The sequence below is a fragment of the Chania multitudinisentens RB-25 genome, from assembly GCF_000520015.2.
GTDB classification, from domain to species: domain Bacteria; phylum Pseudomonadota; class Gammaproteobacteria; order Enterobacterales; family Enterobacteriaceae; genus Chania; species Chania multitudinisentens.
In genome coordinates this window covers 4,207,953-4,222,467 of sequence record NZ_CP007044.2, presented here as the reverse complement: position 1 = coordinate 4,222,467, position 14,515 = coordinate 4,207,953, and the positions used below count along the sequence as shown (strand labels likewise).

The following is a 14,515-nucleotide window of genomic DNA, read 5'->3' as shown; positions in this document are numbered from 1 at the left end:
TTCCTTATAGCTAAAAGTTATCAATGTTAAAATAATGTTCACTTAGTGTTTTAAAGCTAACAGCAAAAGGGGGCGTTTTTTAAATCTCATTTTTTGATTTTGATATGCGTAAACGGGGAAAAGCAGAGGGTTCAGGGGCTGAGGCAGGAAAGCGGTAGCGCTAAAAACGCTTTTTTTGCCCTTAATCAATTCCAATTGATGGGGTAATACCGGATAATATGCCCCCGGCTTGCAACGATGCCTAAATTACTTGGAGTATGAAGGGTATAACCGGGAAATCAGGAGAGTACATGTACTACCCCCTCGTCAGGAAAGCGTTGTTTCAGCTCGATCCCGAGCGTGCGCATGAGTTGACTTTCAGTCAGCTTCGCCGGATCACCGGCACCCCGCTAGAGTTTCTTATCCGTCAGTCTGTGCCGACCAAGCCAGTGAGCTGCATGGGGCTTTCTTTTAAAAATCCGTTAGGTTTGGCTGCCGGTCTGGATAAAGACGGTGAGTGCATTGATGCTTTTGGTGCAATGGGTTTTGGCTTTGTTGAAATAGGAACCGTCACGCCGCGCCCGCAACCTGGTAATGATAAACCGCGCCTATTCCGTATTGTTGAGGCGGAAGGGCTGATTAACCGCATGGGGTTTAATAACCATGGGGTGGATAATCTGGTTGAAAACGTTAAAAAATCCCATTTTGGCGGCATTCTGGGGATTAATATCGGCAAGAATAAAGATACGCCGGTAGAACAGGGCAAAGATGATTATCTGATCTGTATGGATAAAGTGTATCCCTATGCAGGTTATATCGCGATTAATATCTCGTCACCCAATACACCAGGATTACGATCTCTACAGTATGGTGAAGCCCTGGATGATCTTTTGGCGGCAATTAAAAATAAACAGACCGAACTGCATGCACAACATCATAAATATGTGCCGGTAGCGGTAAAGATCGCACCAGATCTTTCCGATGAGGAATTGATCCAAATAGCCGATAGTTTGATCCGTCATAATATCGATGGCGTTATTGCCACCAATACGACCCTTGATCGTAAATTGATCCAGGGGTTGAATTATTGTGAGCAAACTGGAGGGCTAAGTGGTCGCCCGGTTCAATTACGCAGTACCGAAGTGGTTCGTCGTTTATCACAGGAATTGCAAGGTCGTCTGCCAATTATCGGTGTAGGCGGTATTGATTCCTTAACGGCTGCTCGAGAAAAAATGGACGCAGGGGCAACGCTGGTACAAATTTATTCCGGTTTTATCTTCCATGGACCACGTTTGATTAAAGATATCGTTACCCATATCTAATATTTTTCCTTTCATTTCTGGTCGGGGGTTTATTTCTGCTCCCGGCTCGTCTATATTTTGTTCGTCAGTCTGAATAGTACTCGTTAAATTAACCGATGTTTGGGCGACATAGGTGATGATAAAATCATCCTTTAAGGTATCAGCATTAGCATGTGGCAAGAAGGATAAGTAATGAAGATAAAACCTGACGATAATTGGCGTTGGTATTTTGACGCTGAACATGATCGGCTGATGCTCGATTTAGCCAATGGTATGATCTTCCGTTCTCGTTTTCCGGCCAAGATGTTAACTCCAGATGCATTCAGTGAATGTGCTTTTTGTGTCGATGATGCCGCTCTGTATTTTGATTATGAAGAACAATGTAAGCAGATCAATCTTAGCCATGAACAGCGCGCTGAATTGGTATTGAACGCGTTGGTGGCTTTTCGTTTTCTGAAACCACAAATGCCCAAAAGTTGGCATTTCTCTCCACAGCGCTACCCGTTGCAACCCAAAAACGGTGAATTAGCAGCGGTGAAAGTGATGGATAGCGGCGAGGAAGCTCGCTTGCTGGTGGTGGAAGCGGGTGACAATGCCAGTCTGTGCCTGTTGGCTCAGGGGCAATTGACGTTAGCGGGCCGCACTATGGTGCTGGGGGATGCTATCAAGGTGATGCATGATCGCCTGAAACCCTGTATTCCGGGCATAGCATCCACTCAGGCTTATGATAGGGCGGTTTAGGCTGCGTTGTTCAACGGCACCGCGATCATATTGCAGGGCGCCGCCTGACATTAAGCCAATTTCACATCGCTTTTCGGAATACAACTGCAACAAAGCACCGTACCGTCGTTGGCGAGCGCGCTTTGCTTCAACGGGGCCACTTCCCCACTCACCAACCGTATTCGGCAACTGCCGCAAATACCCGCCCGGCAGGAATAAGGAATGCGGATCCCCTGCTGCTCTAGCTGTTCCAACAAGATCTGCTGGTTGTTACCTGTGAACATTTTCCCTGCATACTCGATAGTCACGCTGTGCGCGCTGTCTTGCGGTGCTTGCAAACTTGCCACTACGTTACCTGCGCCATAGGGCCGGGGTGGTTTGCTGGACAACACTTCAACCGCATCCCCTACCCGGATAATACCGCTGTTGCGGGCAATCATATTCTGACCAAAATCGACATCACCGTTTTCGGCAGTGCGGAATTTTTGCAGCGTGCTGAGTGGCTCACCGCTGGGGTGTTTGCGGCCACGCTCAATGCTGATCGTCGTCAAGACACAGCGGCTGCAAGGTTTCACCAGATCAAACATCACTTCGCCAACGCGAATGACTTGCCAGCCATCTTCAGCCCAGGCGCTGGCTCCGGTGATCACCAGGTTCGGGCGGAACTGTTCCAGCTTGATGCTGCCAGGGCAACGCTGTTGTAGATCCAGAAATGAGGCTTCGCTGATTAACAGATACGGATAGCCATCGGCAAACGACAGCGGAATTTCCGGGTGTTTCTTCACTCTGCGGGTGAGTTCTGGCCCGACCCAGCGTAACTGTACATCGCGCTGAAAATAACCGCTCAGCCAATGGTTGATTGCCTGCGGCGCAATCAGCGCGGTGAAATGGTTGCCCCAAACTTCGGTCGGGTGTTCATCGGTGGAAAAATCATGGAAACGGATCGTGGCGCTTTCGCCATCCGGTGCGGTCAGATACAGGCCATCTGCTAACAATGCCGGGGTAAACAGTACCATCTGTGGATATTGGCGTGCTGTAATAAAGGTGCCATCGGGGGCGGTGATCATAAAGGTACGATCAAAAGCTAACCCGTGATTTGCCACCTGCGCGTGAGAAAGCTGTAAACCCCGCAATGATTTGACCGGATGAACGTAAAGTCGGGAAAGCGTGATCACCGCTGCCTCCATACGATAACGAAATAGAAGGGAGCAACTTTATGACAAGCGGCCCGGATTAGCTATAATGCGCAACAATTTTCTTTTTGGTGATAAGCACGATATGAACTCTCTGTTTGCCAGTACGGCGCGTGGGCTGGAAGAACTGTTAAAAAGCGAGCTGGAGCGGCTTGGTGCTCATGCCTGTAAAGTGGTGCAGGGCGGGGTTCATTTTCAGGGTGATGACCGTCTGCTGTACCGAAGCCTGCTGTGGAGCCGCCTGGCGTCACGCATTCTGCTGCCGCTGAATGAATTCCGCGTACACAGCGATTTGGATCTGTATCTTGGCGTGCAGGCGATTGACTGGCCCGCTATTTTTGGCGTGGATAAAACCTTCGCCGTTCACTTCAGCGGCGTCAACGAAGAGATCCGTAACAGCCAGTATGGTGCGCTAAAGGTTAAGGATGCGATTGTCGATAGCTTTACCCGCAAGATCGAGCAGCGGCCTACCGTCGCCAAGCAACAGCCGGATATCCGCGTCAACGTATTCCTCCAGCGCGATATGGCTAGCGTGGCGTTGGATCTGAGTGGTGAAGGTCTGCACCAGCGCGGCTACCGCGATCTCACCGGCCAGGCACCGCTAAAGGAAAACCTGGCGGCCGCCATCGTTCAACGTTCTGGCTGGCAGCCGGGTACGCCGATGGTTGATCCGATGTGTGGTTCTGGCACGTTGTTGATTGAAGCGGCAATGATCGCTGCCGATCGCGCCCCAGGCCTGCATCGCCAGCATTGGGGATTCACCGCCTGGAGCGGCCATAATGCCGAGCTGTGGCGTGAAGTGGTCAGCGAAGCGCAGGTACGTGCACGCCGTGGTTTACAAGAGACACCTTCCCGTTTCTTTGGTTCGGATATTGACCGCCGAGTGATCGAGATGGCGCGCAGCAACGCCCGCCGTGCTGGCGTTGCTGAATTGATCACCTTTAACGTTAATGACGTCAGTAAACTGACTAACCCATTACCGGAAGGCCCAGTGGGAACCCTGGTTAGCAACCCGCCTTACGGTGAACGTCTTGAGAGCGAACCGGCTCTGATCGCTCTGCACAATATGCTGGGGCGCATTGTGAAGAGTGCGTTTGGTGGCTGGCAGCTTTCATTGTTCAGCGCGTCGCCGGAGTTGCTGAGTTGCCTGCAACTGCGTGCCGAACGCCAGTTCAAAGCGAAAAACGGCCCGCTGGATTGTGTGCAGAAAAACTATCAGTTGGCAGAAAATCCGCAGGGTTCTGCGGGGGGACAGGTTGCAGAAGATTTTGCTAACCGTTTGCGTAAAAACCTGAAGAAACTGGAGAAATGGGCAAAGCAGCAGGGGATTGAATGTTATCGCCTGTACGATGCCGATTTGCCGGAATACAACGTGGCGGTGGATCGCTACGGCAGTAAGGTGGTGGTGCAGGAATATGCGCCACCCAAAACCGTTGATGCGCAGAAAGCGCGCCAACGCCTGTTTGACGTGATCAACGCTACGTTGGCGGTGCTGGAACTGCCTTCCAATCAATTGGTGCTGAAAACCCGAGAGCGGCAGAAAGGCAAAAACCAGTATGAAAAATTGGCGCAGAAAGGGGAATTCCTGCTGGTAGACGAGTTTAACGCCAAGCTGTGGGTTAACCTGACCGATTATCTGGATACCGGCCTGTTCCTTGACCACCGTATTGCCCGCCGCATGTTGGGTGAGATGAGCAAAGGCAAGGACTTCCTGAATCTATTTGCCTATACCGGCACCGCCAGCGTGCATGCTGGGCTGGGTGGTGCGCGCAGTACCACCACGGTGGATATGTCGCGCACTTATCTGGAATGGGCAGAGAAAAACCTGCGGGTTAACGGTTTGACCGGCAAACAACACAGATTGATACAGGCGGATTGCTTGTCGTGGTTGCACAATGCTGATGAACAGTTCGATGTGATCTTTATCGATCCGCCAACATTCTCTAACTCAAAACGGATGGAGAATACTTTTGATGTGCAGTGCGATCACCTGGCGCTAATGAAAGATTTGAAACGGTTACTGCGGCGTCACGGAACCATTATGTTCTCCAACAACAAACGCGGTTTCCAGATGGATCTGGCTGGCCTGAACGCACTGGGTCTGGCAGCGAAAGAAATTACTGCCCAGACGTTGTCACAGGATTTTGCCCGTAACCGCCAGATTCACAACTGCTGGCTGGTGACCCACGCTGGCGAAGGAAAATAATTACTATGTCGTTAATCAGCATGTCCGGTGCCTGGCTTTCTTTCAGCGATGCACCTTTGTTAGACAACACCGAAATTCATATTGAAGACAACGAACGCGTCTGCCTGGTCGGGCGCAACGGCGCGGGTAAATCCACGTTGTTGAAGATCCTTGGCAAAGAGATCCCTTTGGATGATGGCCGGGTGATCTACGAACAGGATCTGATTGTGGCGCGCTTGCAGCAAGATCCTCCGCGCAATATTGGCGGCACCGTGTTTGATTTTGTTGCCGAAGGCGTGGCCGAACAGGCTGAGCACCTGAAAGCTTACCATGCGATTTCCCATCAGGTGGAATTAGACCCGAGCGAAAAGAATCTGGCGCGCATGGCGCAGATTATGGAGATCCTCGATCATCAGGGGCTGTGGCAGCTTGACAGCCGTATCAGCGAAGTGCTGCTGCAACTTGGTCTGAATGGCGATGCCGAACTGTCTTCGCTTTCCGGTGGCTGGTTGCGTAAAGCCGCGCTTGGCCGCGCGTTGGTCAGTTCACCACGCGTCTTGTTGCTTGATGAACCAACCAACCACCTGGATATCACCACCATTGACTGGCTGGAAGGTTTCCTGAAAGAGTTCCAGGGCAGCATCATCTTCATTTCACATGACCGTTCGTTTATCCGTAACATGGCAACGCGCATTGTCGATCTTGATCGCGGCAAGTTGGTGTCATGGCCGGGTAACTACGATCTGTATCTGGTTAGCAAAGAAGAAGCACTGCGGGTGGAAGAACTGCAAAACGCTGAATTTGACCGCAAACTGGCACAGGAAGAAGTTTGGATTCGCCAGGGTATCAAGGCGCGCCGTACTCGTAACGAAGGCCGGGTGCGTGCGCTGAAAGCATTGCGTAACGAGCGTTCGCAGCGGCGCGAAGTGATGGGTACCGCTAAAATGCAGGTCGAAGAAGCGGTACGCTCCGGCAAGATTGTGTTTGAAATGGAAGATGTCAATTATCAGATTGGCGACAAGGTTCTGGTGCGTAACTTCAGCGCACAGGTGCAACGAGGCGATAAAATCGCTCTGGTGGGCCCGAATGGCTGTGGTAAAACCACGCTGTTGAAATTGATGCTCGGTCAACTGGACGCTGACAGCGGCCACGTGCACTGCGGCACCAAGCTGGAAGTGGCTTATTTTGACCAGCACCGCGCCGAGCTGGACCCGGAGCGCACGGTGATGGACAACCTGGCAGAAGGCAAACAGGAAGTGATGATCAATGGCCGTTCGCGCCATGTGCTGGGTTATTTGCAGGATTTTCTGTTTCATCCGAAACGCGCGATGACGCCAGTGAAGGCATTGTCCGGCGGGGAACGTAATCGCCTGTTGCTGGCCAAGCTGTTCCTCAAGCCCAGTAATTTATTGATTCTTGATGAACCGACCAACGATCTGGACGTAGAAACGCTGGAATTGCTGGAAGAAATGATCGACAGCTATCAGGGTACGGTACTGCTGGTGAGCCACGATCGTCAGTTCGTTGACAACTCGGTGACCGAATGCTGGATTTTTGAAGGTAACGGGGTAATCGATACCTATGTAGGGGGGTATTATGATGCCCATCACCAGCGGGCAACGGCAAAGCCTATCCGCCAGGTCGCTGTTGTCCAAAGCAAACCTGTAGCAGAGAAAAAAGTTGAACAGCCTAAGAAACAGACTGCCAAACTAAGTTACAACCTGTTGCGCGAACTGGAACAGTTGCCGCAGCGCCTTGAACAGTTGGAAGCGGATATTGCAGCGCTACAGGCGCAGGTCAGTGATGGTGGATTCTTCTCCCGCCCGCACAGTGAAACTCAGCAGGTGTTGCTCGATCTTGCTACGGCCGAACAGGCGCTAGAAGACGCTTTCAATCGCTGGGAAGAACTGGAAGCCTTGAAGAACGGCTGATCGGTTGCGAAATGTTTATCGTGACCGCATGATTCAGCCAGCACTCCGGTATGTTGAAAGACGATAAGTACCAATACTGGCCCTTATGCTGCTGGGGCCAGTGTTGCAGTAGCGGTGAACAATGTTGTTAAGGATCAATATGATGTGTTCCCACAAAAATCATGAGCAGCATAGCCATACCAGGAACGGTGAACAGCCGCAGGATGACCTGATGCTGTGCCCACAGTGTGACATGCTGGTGGCGTTGCCGCCATTGGCATCAGGTTCCAAGGCCGTTTGCCCCCGTTGTAAAACGACGCTTAGTTCACGTTGGGAAGAACCACGTAAACAACCCATTGGTTATGCGCTAAGTGCGTTATTTATGCTGTTGCTGGCGAATATCTTTCCGTTTGTCAATATGCGCGTTGCTGGCATCAGTAATGAGATTACCCTGATCCAGATCCCACGAGTCATGGTGGCAGAAGATTATGCCAGTGTGGCCACGCTGTTTATGGTGCTGGTGCAGTTTATTCCGGCATTTTGCATGCTGGCGATTATTCTGCTGTGCGCCAGAGCACGCATTCCGCCAGGGCTGAAAGTCTGGATGGCGAAGGTGTTATTCCAGTTCAAAACCTGGTGCATGGTTGAAATCTTTCTCGCCGGGGTATTGGTCAGTTTCGTCAAATTGATGGCTTATGGTGATATCGGTATTGGTACCAGTTTTATTCCTTATTGCCTGTTTTGTCTGTTGCAGGTACGTGCATTCCAGTGTGTGGATCGTCGCTGGTTGTGGCAGGATATCGAACCCGCCCCACGGTTGGATCGTGCGGTGCAGGTTGGCCGCACCGGGTTGCGCCAAGGGGTACGCTCCTGCCCGTGCTGCACCGCAATTTTGCCCGCAGAGCAGACGCGTTGTCCGCGTTGCCATACCACCGGACATGCGCGTCGCCGTCACAGCCTGCAATGGACAATGGCACTGTTGGTGACATCGATCATGATGTATATCCCCTCAATGGTGATGCCGATTATGATCACCGAGGCGTTAGGCAACAAAATGCCGTCAACCGTGATGGCCGGGGTGATTTTGCTGTGGGGGGAGGGTTCCTACCCGGTAGCCATGGTGATTTTTATCGCCAGTGTCATGGTGCCTTCACTCAAGATGCTGGCTATTGGTTGGCTCTGTCTGGATGCCAATGGTAAAGGCAAAGAGAGGCCCGACAGCGAGCGAATGCACCTTATTTATGAAGTGGTGGAGTTTGTTGGCCGTTGGTCGATGATTGATGTGTTTGTGATCGCAGTACTTTCGGCGTTAGTGCGTATGGGACAATTGCTGAGTATTTATCCTGCTATGGGCGCTTTGCTGTTCGCCATGGTGGTTATCCTCACTATGTTTGCTGCCATGACGTTTGATCCCCGTCTGACTTGGGATCGCGTAAATGAAACAATAAAAAAGGAGCCGCAAGGTGACGGAAAGTAATCATAGTGTTGCGGATATTGAAAAGATCAAACGTTGGTCACCAGTGTGGATTATTCCCATTGTTACGGCGTTGATCGGTGCATGGATTCTGTTTTACCACTTCAGCAATCAAGGGCCAGAGGTGATGTTGACCACTGCCAGCGCCGAAGGGCTGGAAGCAGGAAAAACCAGGATCAAGAGCCGCAGTGTCGATGTGGGCATTGTAGAAAGCGTGGTGCTGAGTGACGATTTGAGTAACGTGTTAGTACAGGCGCGCTTGAATTCCGGCATGGAAAAACTGCTGCGTGAAGACTCTGCCTTCTGGGTGGTTAAGCCACAAGTGGGCCGTGGCGGTGTCTCAGGGCTGGGAACTCTGCTTTCTGGCGCTTATATCGAATTGCAGCCAGGCAGCATTGGCAAAGAAGGTAAAGACGCGTTCCAACTGTTGGATACCCCTCCGCTGGCGCCACCGGATGCCAAAGGGCTGCGGGTGCTGTTGGACAGTGAAAAATCCGGCCAGTTGAATGCTGGCGATCCCGTTCTATTCCGTGGTTATCGCGTCGGTTCGGTAGAAACCAGCTATTTTGATGCGGAAAAGCGCGAGATGCGTTATCAGCTCTTTATTTCGGCACCTTATGACCAACTGGTAACCAGTAATGTACGCTTCTGGAAAGACAGCGGCGTGGCCTTTGATATGTCTGCGCAAGGTATGCGGGTTGAGATGGGCTCATTGGCGACGCTGTTCAGCGGTGGTGTCAGTTTTGATGTACCGGAAGGGTGGGAGCGCGGTGAGCTGGTTAAGGCGATGTCGGAATTTAAACTGTTTGACAGTGAACGTAATATTCAGGACTCCTTGTATACCGAGCATACCGATTATCTGATGTTCTTCTCCGATTCTGTGCGTGGCCTGCAAGCTGGAGCACCGGTGGAATTCCGTGGTATCCGTCTTGGCACGGTGGCACAGGTGCCGTTTTATAAGGAAGGTATGCAGCAACGGCTGGATTCTGATTATCGTATTCCGGTGCTTATCCACATTGAACCGGATCGTTTCCAGCAGCAGTTAGGCAAGAGCTTCAATTTCTATCAGCATCTGAAAGATGCGGAAGGCCGTGGCATGCGTGCGGCGCTGAAATCTGCCAATCTGTTGACCGGTGCGTTGTACATCGATCTGGATTTCTATCCACAGGAAAAACCGTGGACAGGCCCGCGTGAGATGTTTGGCTATCCGTTGTTGCCAACCACCAGCGGCGGTTTGGCGCAGATTCAGCAGAAACTGATGCAGACGCTGGATAAGATCAATTCGATGCCGCTGAATCCAATGATTAATGAGGCCACCAAAACGCTGGCTGAAAGCCAGAGAGTTATGCAGACAACGCAAAAAACCATGCAGTCGCTGAATGAGCTTATCTCAAGCAAAGAGATGAAAGCGTTGCCTGAGGATATGCAGAAAACGCTGCAAGAGCTTAATCGCAGCCTGAAAGGGTTCCAGCCTGGTTCACCGGCCTACAACAAGATGGTTGGTGATATGCAACGTCTTGATCAGGTGCTGCGTGAACTGCAACCCGTGCTGCGTACTTTGAATGAAAAGAGCAATGCCCTGGTGTTTGAAGCCGTGGGCAGTGACGATCCACAGCCGAAGAAGGCCAAAAAATGATGAAATGGATTCCGGTAGCTCTGGCGCTGTTACTCGGTGCCTGTAGTAATACACCAAGCAAGACTTATTACCAGTTGCCCGCGATGGGGGCGTCAACTCAGGTGAATGATGCTCCGGCATCGCGCCAACTCTGGCTGGAACATGTCAGCGTGGCGGATTTTCTAGCGCAGAATGGGGTGGTGTATCAAACCAACGATGTGCAATATACCATCGCGCAAAATAACCTGTGGGCCAGCCCGTTGGATCAGCAATTGCAGCAGACACTGGTGACCAATCTCAGTAGCGCTCTGCCTGGCTGGGTGGTGTCATCACAACCGATGAGTAGCGAGCAGGACGTGCTTAACGTCACTATCAGCGGTTTCCATGGTCGTTATGATGGTAAAGCGATCGTTCGCGGTGAATGGGTGCTGAACCGTCAGGGGCAGCTGATTAAACGGCCATTCGATCTGGAGTTGAAACAGGGGGAGGATGGTTATGATGCGCTGATTCGCACTTTGGCTCAAGGCTGGCAGCAGGAAGCGTTGGTTATTGCGGCTCAAGCAGTACATATTTAGTTATAATTTTGGCTAAAACAGTCTAAAAACACTCCCGGTAAGGAATTCTAAAATTCTTTGCCGGGATTTTTTTATTATTTTTCATACAACTGGCATCACTTTCGGCTTATCAGCCACTTAGCAAATTCTCCGTGCCTAGCTCACAAATATGATATTAGCGTGAAATTTGTACATTGATCTTCCCGCTATTTAGGACTATTGGTTAAATGTGGCTGCACAAAACGCGGCCATTGTTTTCTTTCCACCAGACCAAAATGAGGGAAACGAGGCATGAAGAGACAAAAGAGAGATCGTCTGGAGCGGGCTCAATCACGTGGTTATCAAGCAGGTATTACGGGGCGTTCAAGAGAACTTTGCCCTTACCAATCTTTAGATGCACGGGCTAACTGGCTGGGAGGTTGGCGAAAAGCCATGGAGGACAGGGCTGTGACCGCTTAAGCGGCTCCCTGTTATGAATCAAGGAACAACCTCCGCCAAGGCGGAGGTTTTTTACCCGTCAAACTTCAAGTTGCAATTGCGTTGGCCGAATTACTCCTGCCAGCGTTTCAACAAGATACTCGCATTGACCCCACCAAAGCCGAAACCGTTAGAGAGTGCATAGGTTATTGCCATCGGTTCTGCCCGGTTTGCAACCAAATGCAGGCCCGCAGCGGCAGGATCGGGATTATCCAGATTTAAGGTGGCCGGGGCGATTTGGTCGCGTAGTGCTAAAGCGGTAAAAATGGTTTCTAACCCACCGGCAGCTCCAAGCAAATGACCCGTGGCAGATTTGGTTGAGGTAACGGCAATACTGCCATGAGTTCCAAACAGATGCTTAATCGCGTTGATTTCCCCCAGGTCGCCAACCGGTGTGGATGTGGCATGGGCATTCAAGTGCTGTACCTGATTTGGCGTTACTCCTGCCTGATTCAAAGCAATCTTCATGGCCCGATAGGCACCATTACCATCCTCTGCCCCAGACGTCATGTGATAAGCATCCGCACTGGTGCCATAGCCGACAATTTCTGCCAGTGGCTTAGCACCGCGCGCGAGTGCGTGTGCCAAGGTTTCAATCACCAGCATACCGGCACCTTCACCCATCACAAAACCATCGCGGGCGCTGTCGAACGGGCGTGATGCCTGGGCTGCTTTTTCTGCCGGTGCCGTTGACATGGCGCGCGCGGCGGCAAAACCCCCCAGGCTGACGGTATCAATGGCAGCTTCGGCCCCGCCGCACAGCGCGACATCCGCTTCACCATTACGCAACAGGCGTACTGCGTCGCCAATGGCCTGCACGCCAGCGGCACAGGCGGTAACCGGTGCGCCAATCGGCCCTTTCAAGTGGTGTTTGATGGACACATGTCCAGCGGCCAGATTGACCAAAAATGAGGGAATGGTAAAGGGAGAAAGACGTTTAGCCCCACGGTTGTCGGTAGTGCGCACTGCATGGGCGATAGCTGGGAACCCACCGATACCGGAACCAATGATCGTGGCGGTACGCTCTTGTTTATCTTCTGTGTCGGCAATCCATCCCGCTTGTTGGATAGCTTCGTCAGCGGCTGCCATCGCCAGCAGAATAAAGCGATCCATTTTCTTTTGATCTTTCGGGGCAACGGAGAGATCCGGGTTGAAACCTGCTTCAGCATCTTGGGCCAAAGCAGGAACCTGGCCACCAATTTTAACCGGTAAATCCGCGACCATTTCCTCTGGCAATGGGCTGATACCCGACTGACCAGCCAGCAGGCGCTGCCAGATAGACTCGACGCCACACCCTAAAGGAGAAACGGCTCCCATTCCGGTGATGACGATACGATGACTGCTCATAATGACTCCTTGGATGATGCGATAGATGAAGCGGAATGTTGTTGCATCCGTAAGGCGCGCAAGCGCATGCCTTCTCCGGCTGCCGGGCCTGCGGCTAACGTGATGTGCTGCAAAGAGACAGGTTGCTGAGTCACTGTGTCGATCAGCTGTGGCCGTATTGGTTTACCACTGCGGAGATCCACCAGTTCAGCACTGACGCCGTCATCAGCCAGATGCGTATTACCCCAATGAAATAACGTCACCAATACCGGGAAAAAGTCTTTACCGCGTTCGGTCAGCAGATACTCATAGCGAACTGGACGGATTTGATACCGTTGTTTGTACAAAATACCGCTTTCCACCAGAAACTTAAGCCGACGGGTCAGTAAGGTAGGGGATAGCCCCAGGCTTTGCTGAAATTCGTCAAATTTAGACAACCCATGAAAAGCATCCCGTAATATCAAGATGCTCCACCATTCACCCACACGGCCTAATGATCGGGCGATCGGGCAGGGTGTATCGTCGAAACGAGTTTTTTTCATTGCATCCCTTTAATGACTACATTTATTGTAGTCATTAATTAACCACCAATCTTGCCAACTTTGCAACATAAAATCGTAGTGATGAAGAGAGAGGATAAGCGGTGATTGTGTTTGGAATAATTAAGGCGATTGGGAGCCGCAAGGCGGAGATCCCCGCAGCAAAGCGGGGATCGACATGCGCTACTTCACTGTATTTTCATTTTCTGCTTTCAGGATTTTATGGATCTCATCCTTAATATGCAGTTTTTCCTTCTTCATCCGGACGACTTCATTACTGTAGCCAGTGCCGGAAGGCCCTTCTAAGCGGGAAATTTCATGGTCAAGCTGATTGTGTTTTTCAAATAACGACTGGAAGCGCGGGTGGTTTGATTTGAGTTGCGATATTAATTCACGGTATTCAGGAAACATACTCAAGCTCCTTTGAGTATACCCATCCTGCTTTGAGTTGCATGGGTGCTGGCTGACCTTACTTGCCCTGCGGGCCGGTGTAAACGTTGCTTACGTCAGTCAATGACCGATTATCACTACGCTGTCGCCTTCTTGCCACTCAAACTATTCAGGGTATAGAACTGTACACTGGAGGTTTCTCCACTTTTACCTTAACTCACTCCCGATTTTTTTGGAATGGTACTACTGAGCTAAAGGTTATTGTGCATTTTTCCACCTAAAAACCTCTAATTCCTGCTTATGAGCATTTGCTGGTAGAGATGAGTGTGGAATTTTCTGTGGTTTATCATGGGGTTTTGGGGAGGTAAAGAGGGATATTATCGGGTAGGTTTTATTTTTGCAAACGGCATTGGCCGTTCAATGTAGGGATTAAATACTAAAATAAATAATAAATCACAATTATTTTTCAGATATTACATTTTTTTTAGATTATTTAACTATTTGGTTCTCTGATTATGACATGAGGAAAATCCTGGTAATGTTTTTGCTCCAATTGGGGATGGTGAGCATTGCGGAAGCCGCAGGGAGCAGGCTGCGTTTGGTACCTGGAGTTTTTCCTGTGAGCGAATGTCGGTTGCCCGTATGTGACCGCTAATATTTTCAGACATGCTTTGAAAGCGGCTCAGCCAATTATTGCCAATTCAGCTGCAATGTTTTTAATCGAAATTTATTTCCATGTTTCATAGGTGAAATACTGAAATTAAATCTATAAAGTTTTACCTGTGAAACTTATTGAGATGATTTTCAATTTTATATCGTTGATCACGCATTGCTGTTGCGCTTTTCTTGACA

At 50.7% G+C, this 14,515-nt stretch carries 12 protein-coding genes; 8 read left to right on the top strand and 4 right to left on the bottom strand.

Annotation, left to right across the window (positions count from 1 at the left end; genetic code table 11):
* Positions 1–290 precede the first annotated feature (290 nt).
* A complete protein-coding gene (pyrD, locus tag Z042_RS18720; RefSeq protein ID WP_024911946.1) occupies positions 291–1,301 on the top strand; it encodes a quinone-dependent dihydroorotate dehydrogenase in 1,011 nt (336 codons plus the stop codon).
* Positions 1,302–1,472: 171 nt separating this feature from the next.
* Positions 1,473–2,021: a cell division protein ZapC gene (locus Z042_RS18715; protein ID WP_024911947.1), complete on the top strand. Its 549-nt coding sequence runs from the start codon at positions 1,473–1,475 to the stop codon at positions 2,019–2,021.
* Positions 2,022–2,071: 50 nt separating this feature from the next.
* On the opposite strand, the gene Z042_RS18710 is transcribed toward Z042_RS18715, so the two are convergent.
* Positions 2,072–3,175: a YcbX family protein gene (locus tag Z042_RS18710; RefSeq protein WP_024911948.1), complete on the bottom strand. Its 1,104-nt coding sequence runs from the start codon at positions 3,173–3,175 to the stop codon at positions 2,072–2,074.
* Between the two features lie 103 nt (positions 3,176–3,278).
* Here Z042_RS18710 and rlmKL point away from each other — a divergent pair, with 103 nt between their 5' ends.
* The 6 genes from rlmKL (at position 3,279) to rmf (ending at position 11,390) form a co-directional block, all read left to right on the top strand.
* Positions 3,279–5,399, top strand: a complete 2,121-nt coding sequence (rlmKL, locus tag Z042_RS18705) for a bifunctional 23S rRNA (guanine(2069)-N(7))-methyltransferase RlmK/23S rRNA (guanine(2445)-N(2))-methyltransferase RlmL (RefSeq protein ID WP_024911949.1) — start codon at positions 3,279–3,281, stop codon at positions 5,397–5,399.
* A 5-nt stretch (positions 5,400–5,404) separates the two neighbouring features.
* Positions 5,405–7,309, top strand: coding sequence for an ABC transporter ATP-binding protein (locus tag Z042_RS18700; protein WP_024911950.1), 1,905 nt, complete (start codon positions 5,405–5,407; stop codon positions 7,307–7,309).
* A 139-nt stretch (positions 7,310–7,448) separates the two neighbouring features.
* Entirely contained in the window at positions 7,449–8,765 is a 1,317-nt protein-coding gene (gene pqiA, locus Z042_RS18695) for a membrane integrity-associated transporter subunit PqiA (RefSeq protein WP_024911951.1), read from the top strand.
* A complete protein-coding gene (gene pqiB / locus Z042_RS18690) occupies positions 8,752–10,398 on the top strand; it encodes an intermembrane transport protein PqiB (RefSeq protein ID WP_024911952.1) in 1,647 nt (548 codons plus the stop codon). The genes pqiA and pqiB overlap by 14 nt, the downstream gene beginning before the upstream one ends.
* Positions 10,395–10,952: a membrane integrity-associated transporter subunit PqiC gene (gene pqiC, locus Z042_RS18685; protein WP_024911953.1), complete on the top strand. Its 558-nt coding sequence runs from the start codon at positions 10,395–10,397 to the stop codon at positions 10,950–10,952. Before pqiB ends, pqiC begins: the two co-directional genes overlap by 4 nt.
* A 270-nt stretch (positions 10,953–11,222) precedes the next feature.
* A complete protein-coding gene (rmf, locus tag Z042_RS25270; protein ID WP_071882847.1) occupies positions 11,223–11,390 on the top strand; it encodes a ribosome modulation factor in 168 nt (55 codons plus the stop codon).
* 90 nt (positions 11,391–11,480) lie between these two features.
* On the opposite strand, the gene fabF is transcribed toward rmf, so the two are convergent.
* The 3 genes from fabF to Z042_RS18670 all read right to left on the bottom strand — a co-directional run bounded on the left by fabF (position 11,481) and on the right by Z042_RS18670 (position 13,684).
* Positions 11,481–12,755, bottom strand: a complete 1,275-nt coding sequence (gene fabF, locus Z042_RS18680) for a beta-ketoacyl-ACP synthase II (RefSeq protein ID WP_024911954.1) — start codon at positions 12,753–12,755, stop codon at positions 11,481–11,483.
* Complete coding sequence (locus Z042_RS18675) at positions 12,752–13,276, bottom strand: winged helix-turn-helix transcriptional regulator (protein WP_024911955.1); 525 nt, start codon at positions 13,274–13,276, stop codon at positions 12,752–12,754. Before Z042_RS18675 ends, fabF begins: the two co-directional genes overlap by 4 nt.
* 180 nt (positions 13,277–13,456) lie before the next feature.
* Entirely contained in the window at positions 13,457–13,684 is a 228-nt protein-coding gene (locus tag Z042_RS18670) for an HP1242/YdcH family protein (RefSeq protein WP_024911956.1), read from the bottom strand.
* Positions 13,685–14,515: the final 831 nt, after the last annotated feature.

Bases quoted from the DNA above. Each gene is read 5' to 3' on its own strand.
- pyrD (WP_024911946.1), top strand. From the start codon at position 291: ATGTACTACCCCCTCGTCAGGAAAGCGTTGTTTCAGCTCGATCCCGAG.
- Z042_RS18715 (WP_024911947.1), top strand. From the start codon at position 1,473: ATGAAGATAAAACCTGACGATAATTGGCGTTGGTATTTTGACGCTGAA.
- rlmKL (WP_024911949.1), top strand. From the start codon at position 3,279: ATGAACTCTCTGTTTGCCAGTACGGCGCGTGGGCTGGAAGAACTGTTA.
- Z042_RS18700 (WP_024911950.1), top strand. From the start codon at position 5,405: ATGTCGTTAATCAGCATGTCCGGTGCCTGGCTTTCTTTCAGCGATGCA.
- pqiA (WP_024911951.1), top strand. From the start codon at position 7,449: ATGATGTGTTCCCACAAAAATCATGAGCAGCATAGCCATACCAGGAAC.
- pqiC (WP_024911953.1), top strand. From the start codon at position 10,395: ATGATGAAATGGATTCCGGTAGCTCTGGCGCTGTTACTCGGTGCCTGT.
- rmf (WP_071882847.1), top strand. From the start codon at position 11,223: ATGAAGAGACAAAAGAGAGATCGTCTGGAGCGGGCTCAATCACGTGGT.
- fabF (WP_024911954.1), bottom strand. From the start codon at position 12,755: ATGAGCAGTCATCGTATCGTCATCACCGGAATGGGAGCCGTTTCTCCT.
- Z042_RS18675 (WP_024911955.1), bottom strand. From the start codon at position 13,276: ATGAAAAAAACTCGTTTCGACGATACACCCTGCCCGATCGCCCGATCA.
- Z042_RS18670 (WP_024911956.1), bottom strand. From the start codon at position 13,684: ATGTTTCCTGAATACCGTGAATTAATATCGCAACTCAAATCAAACCAC.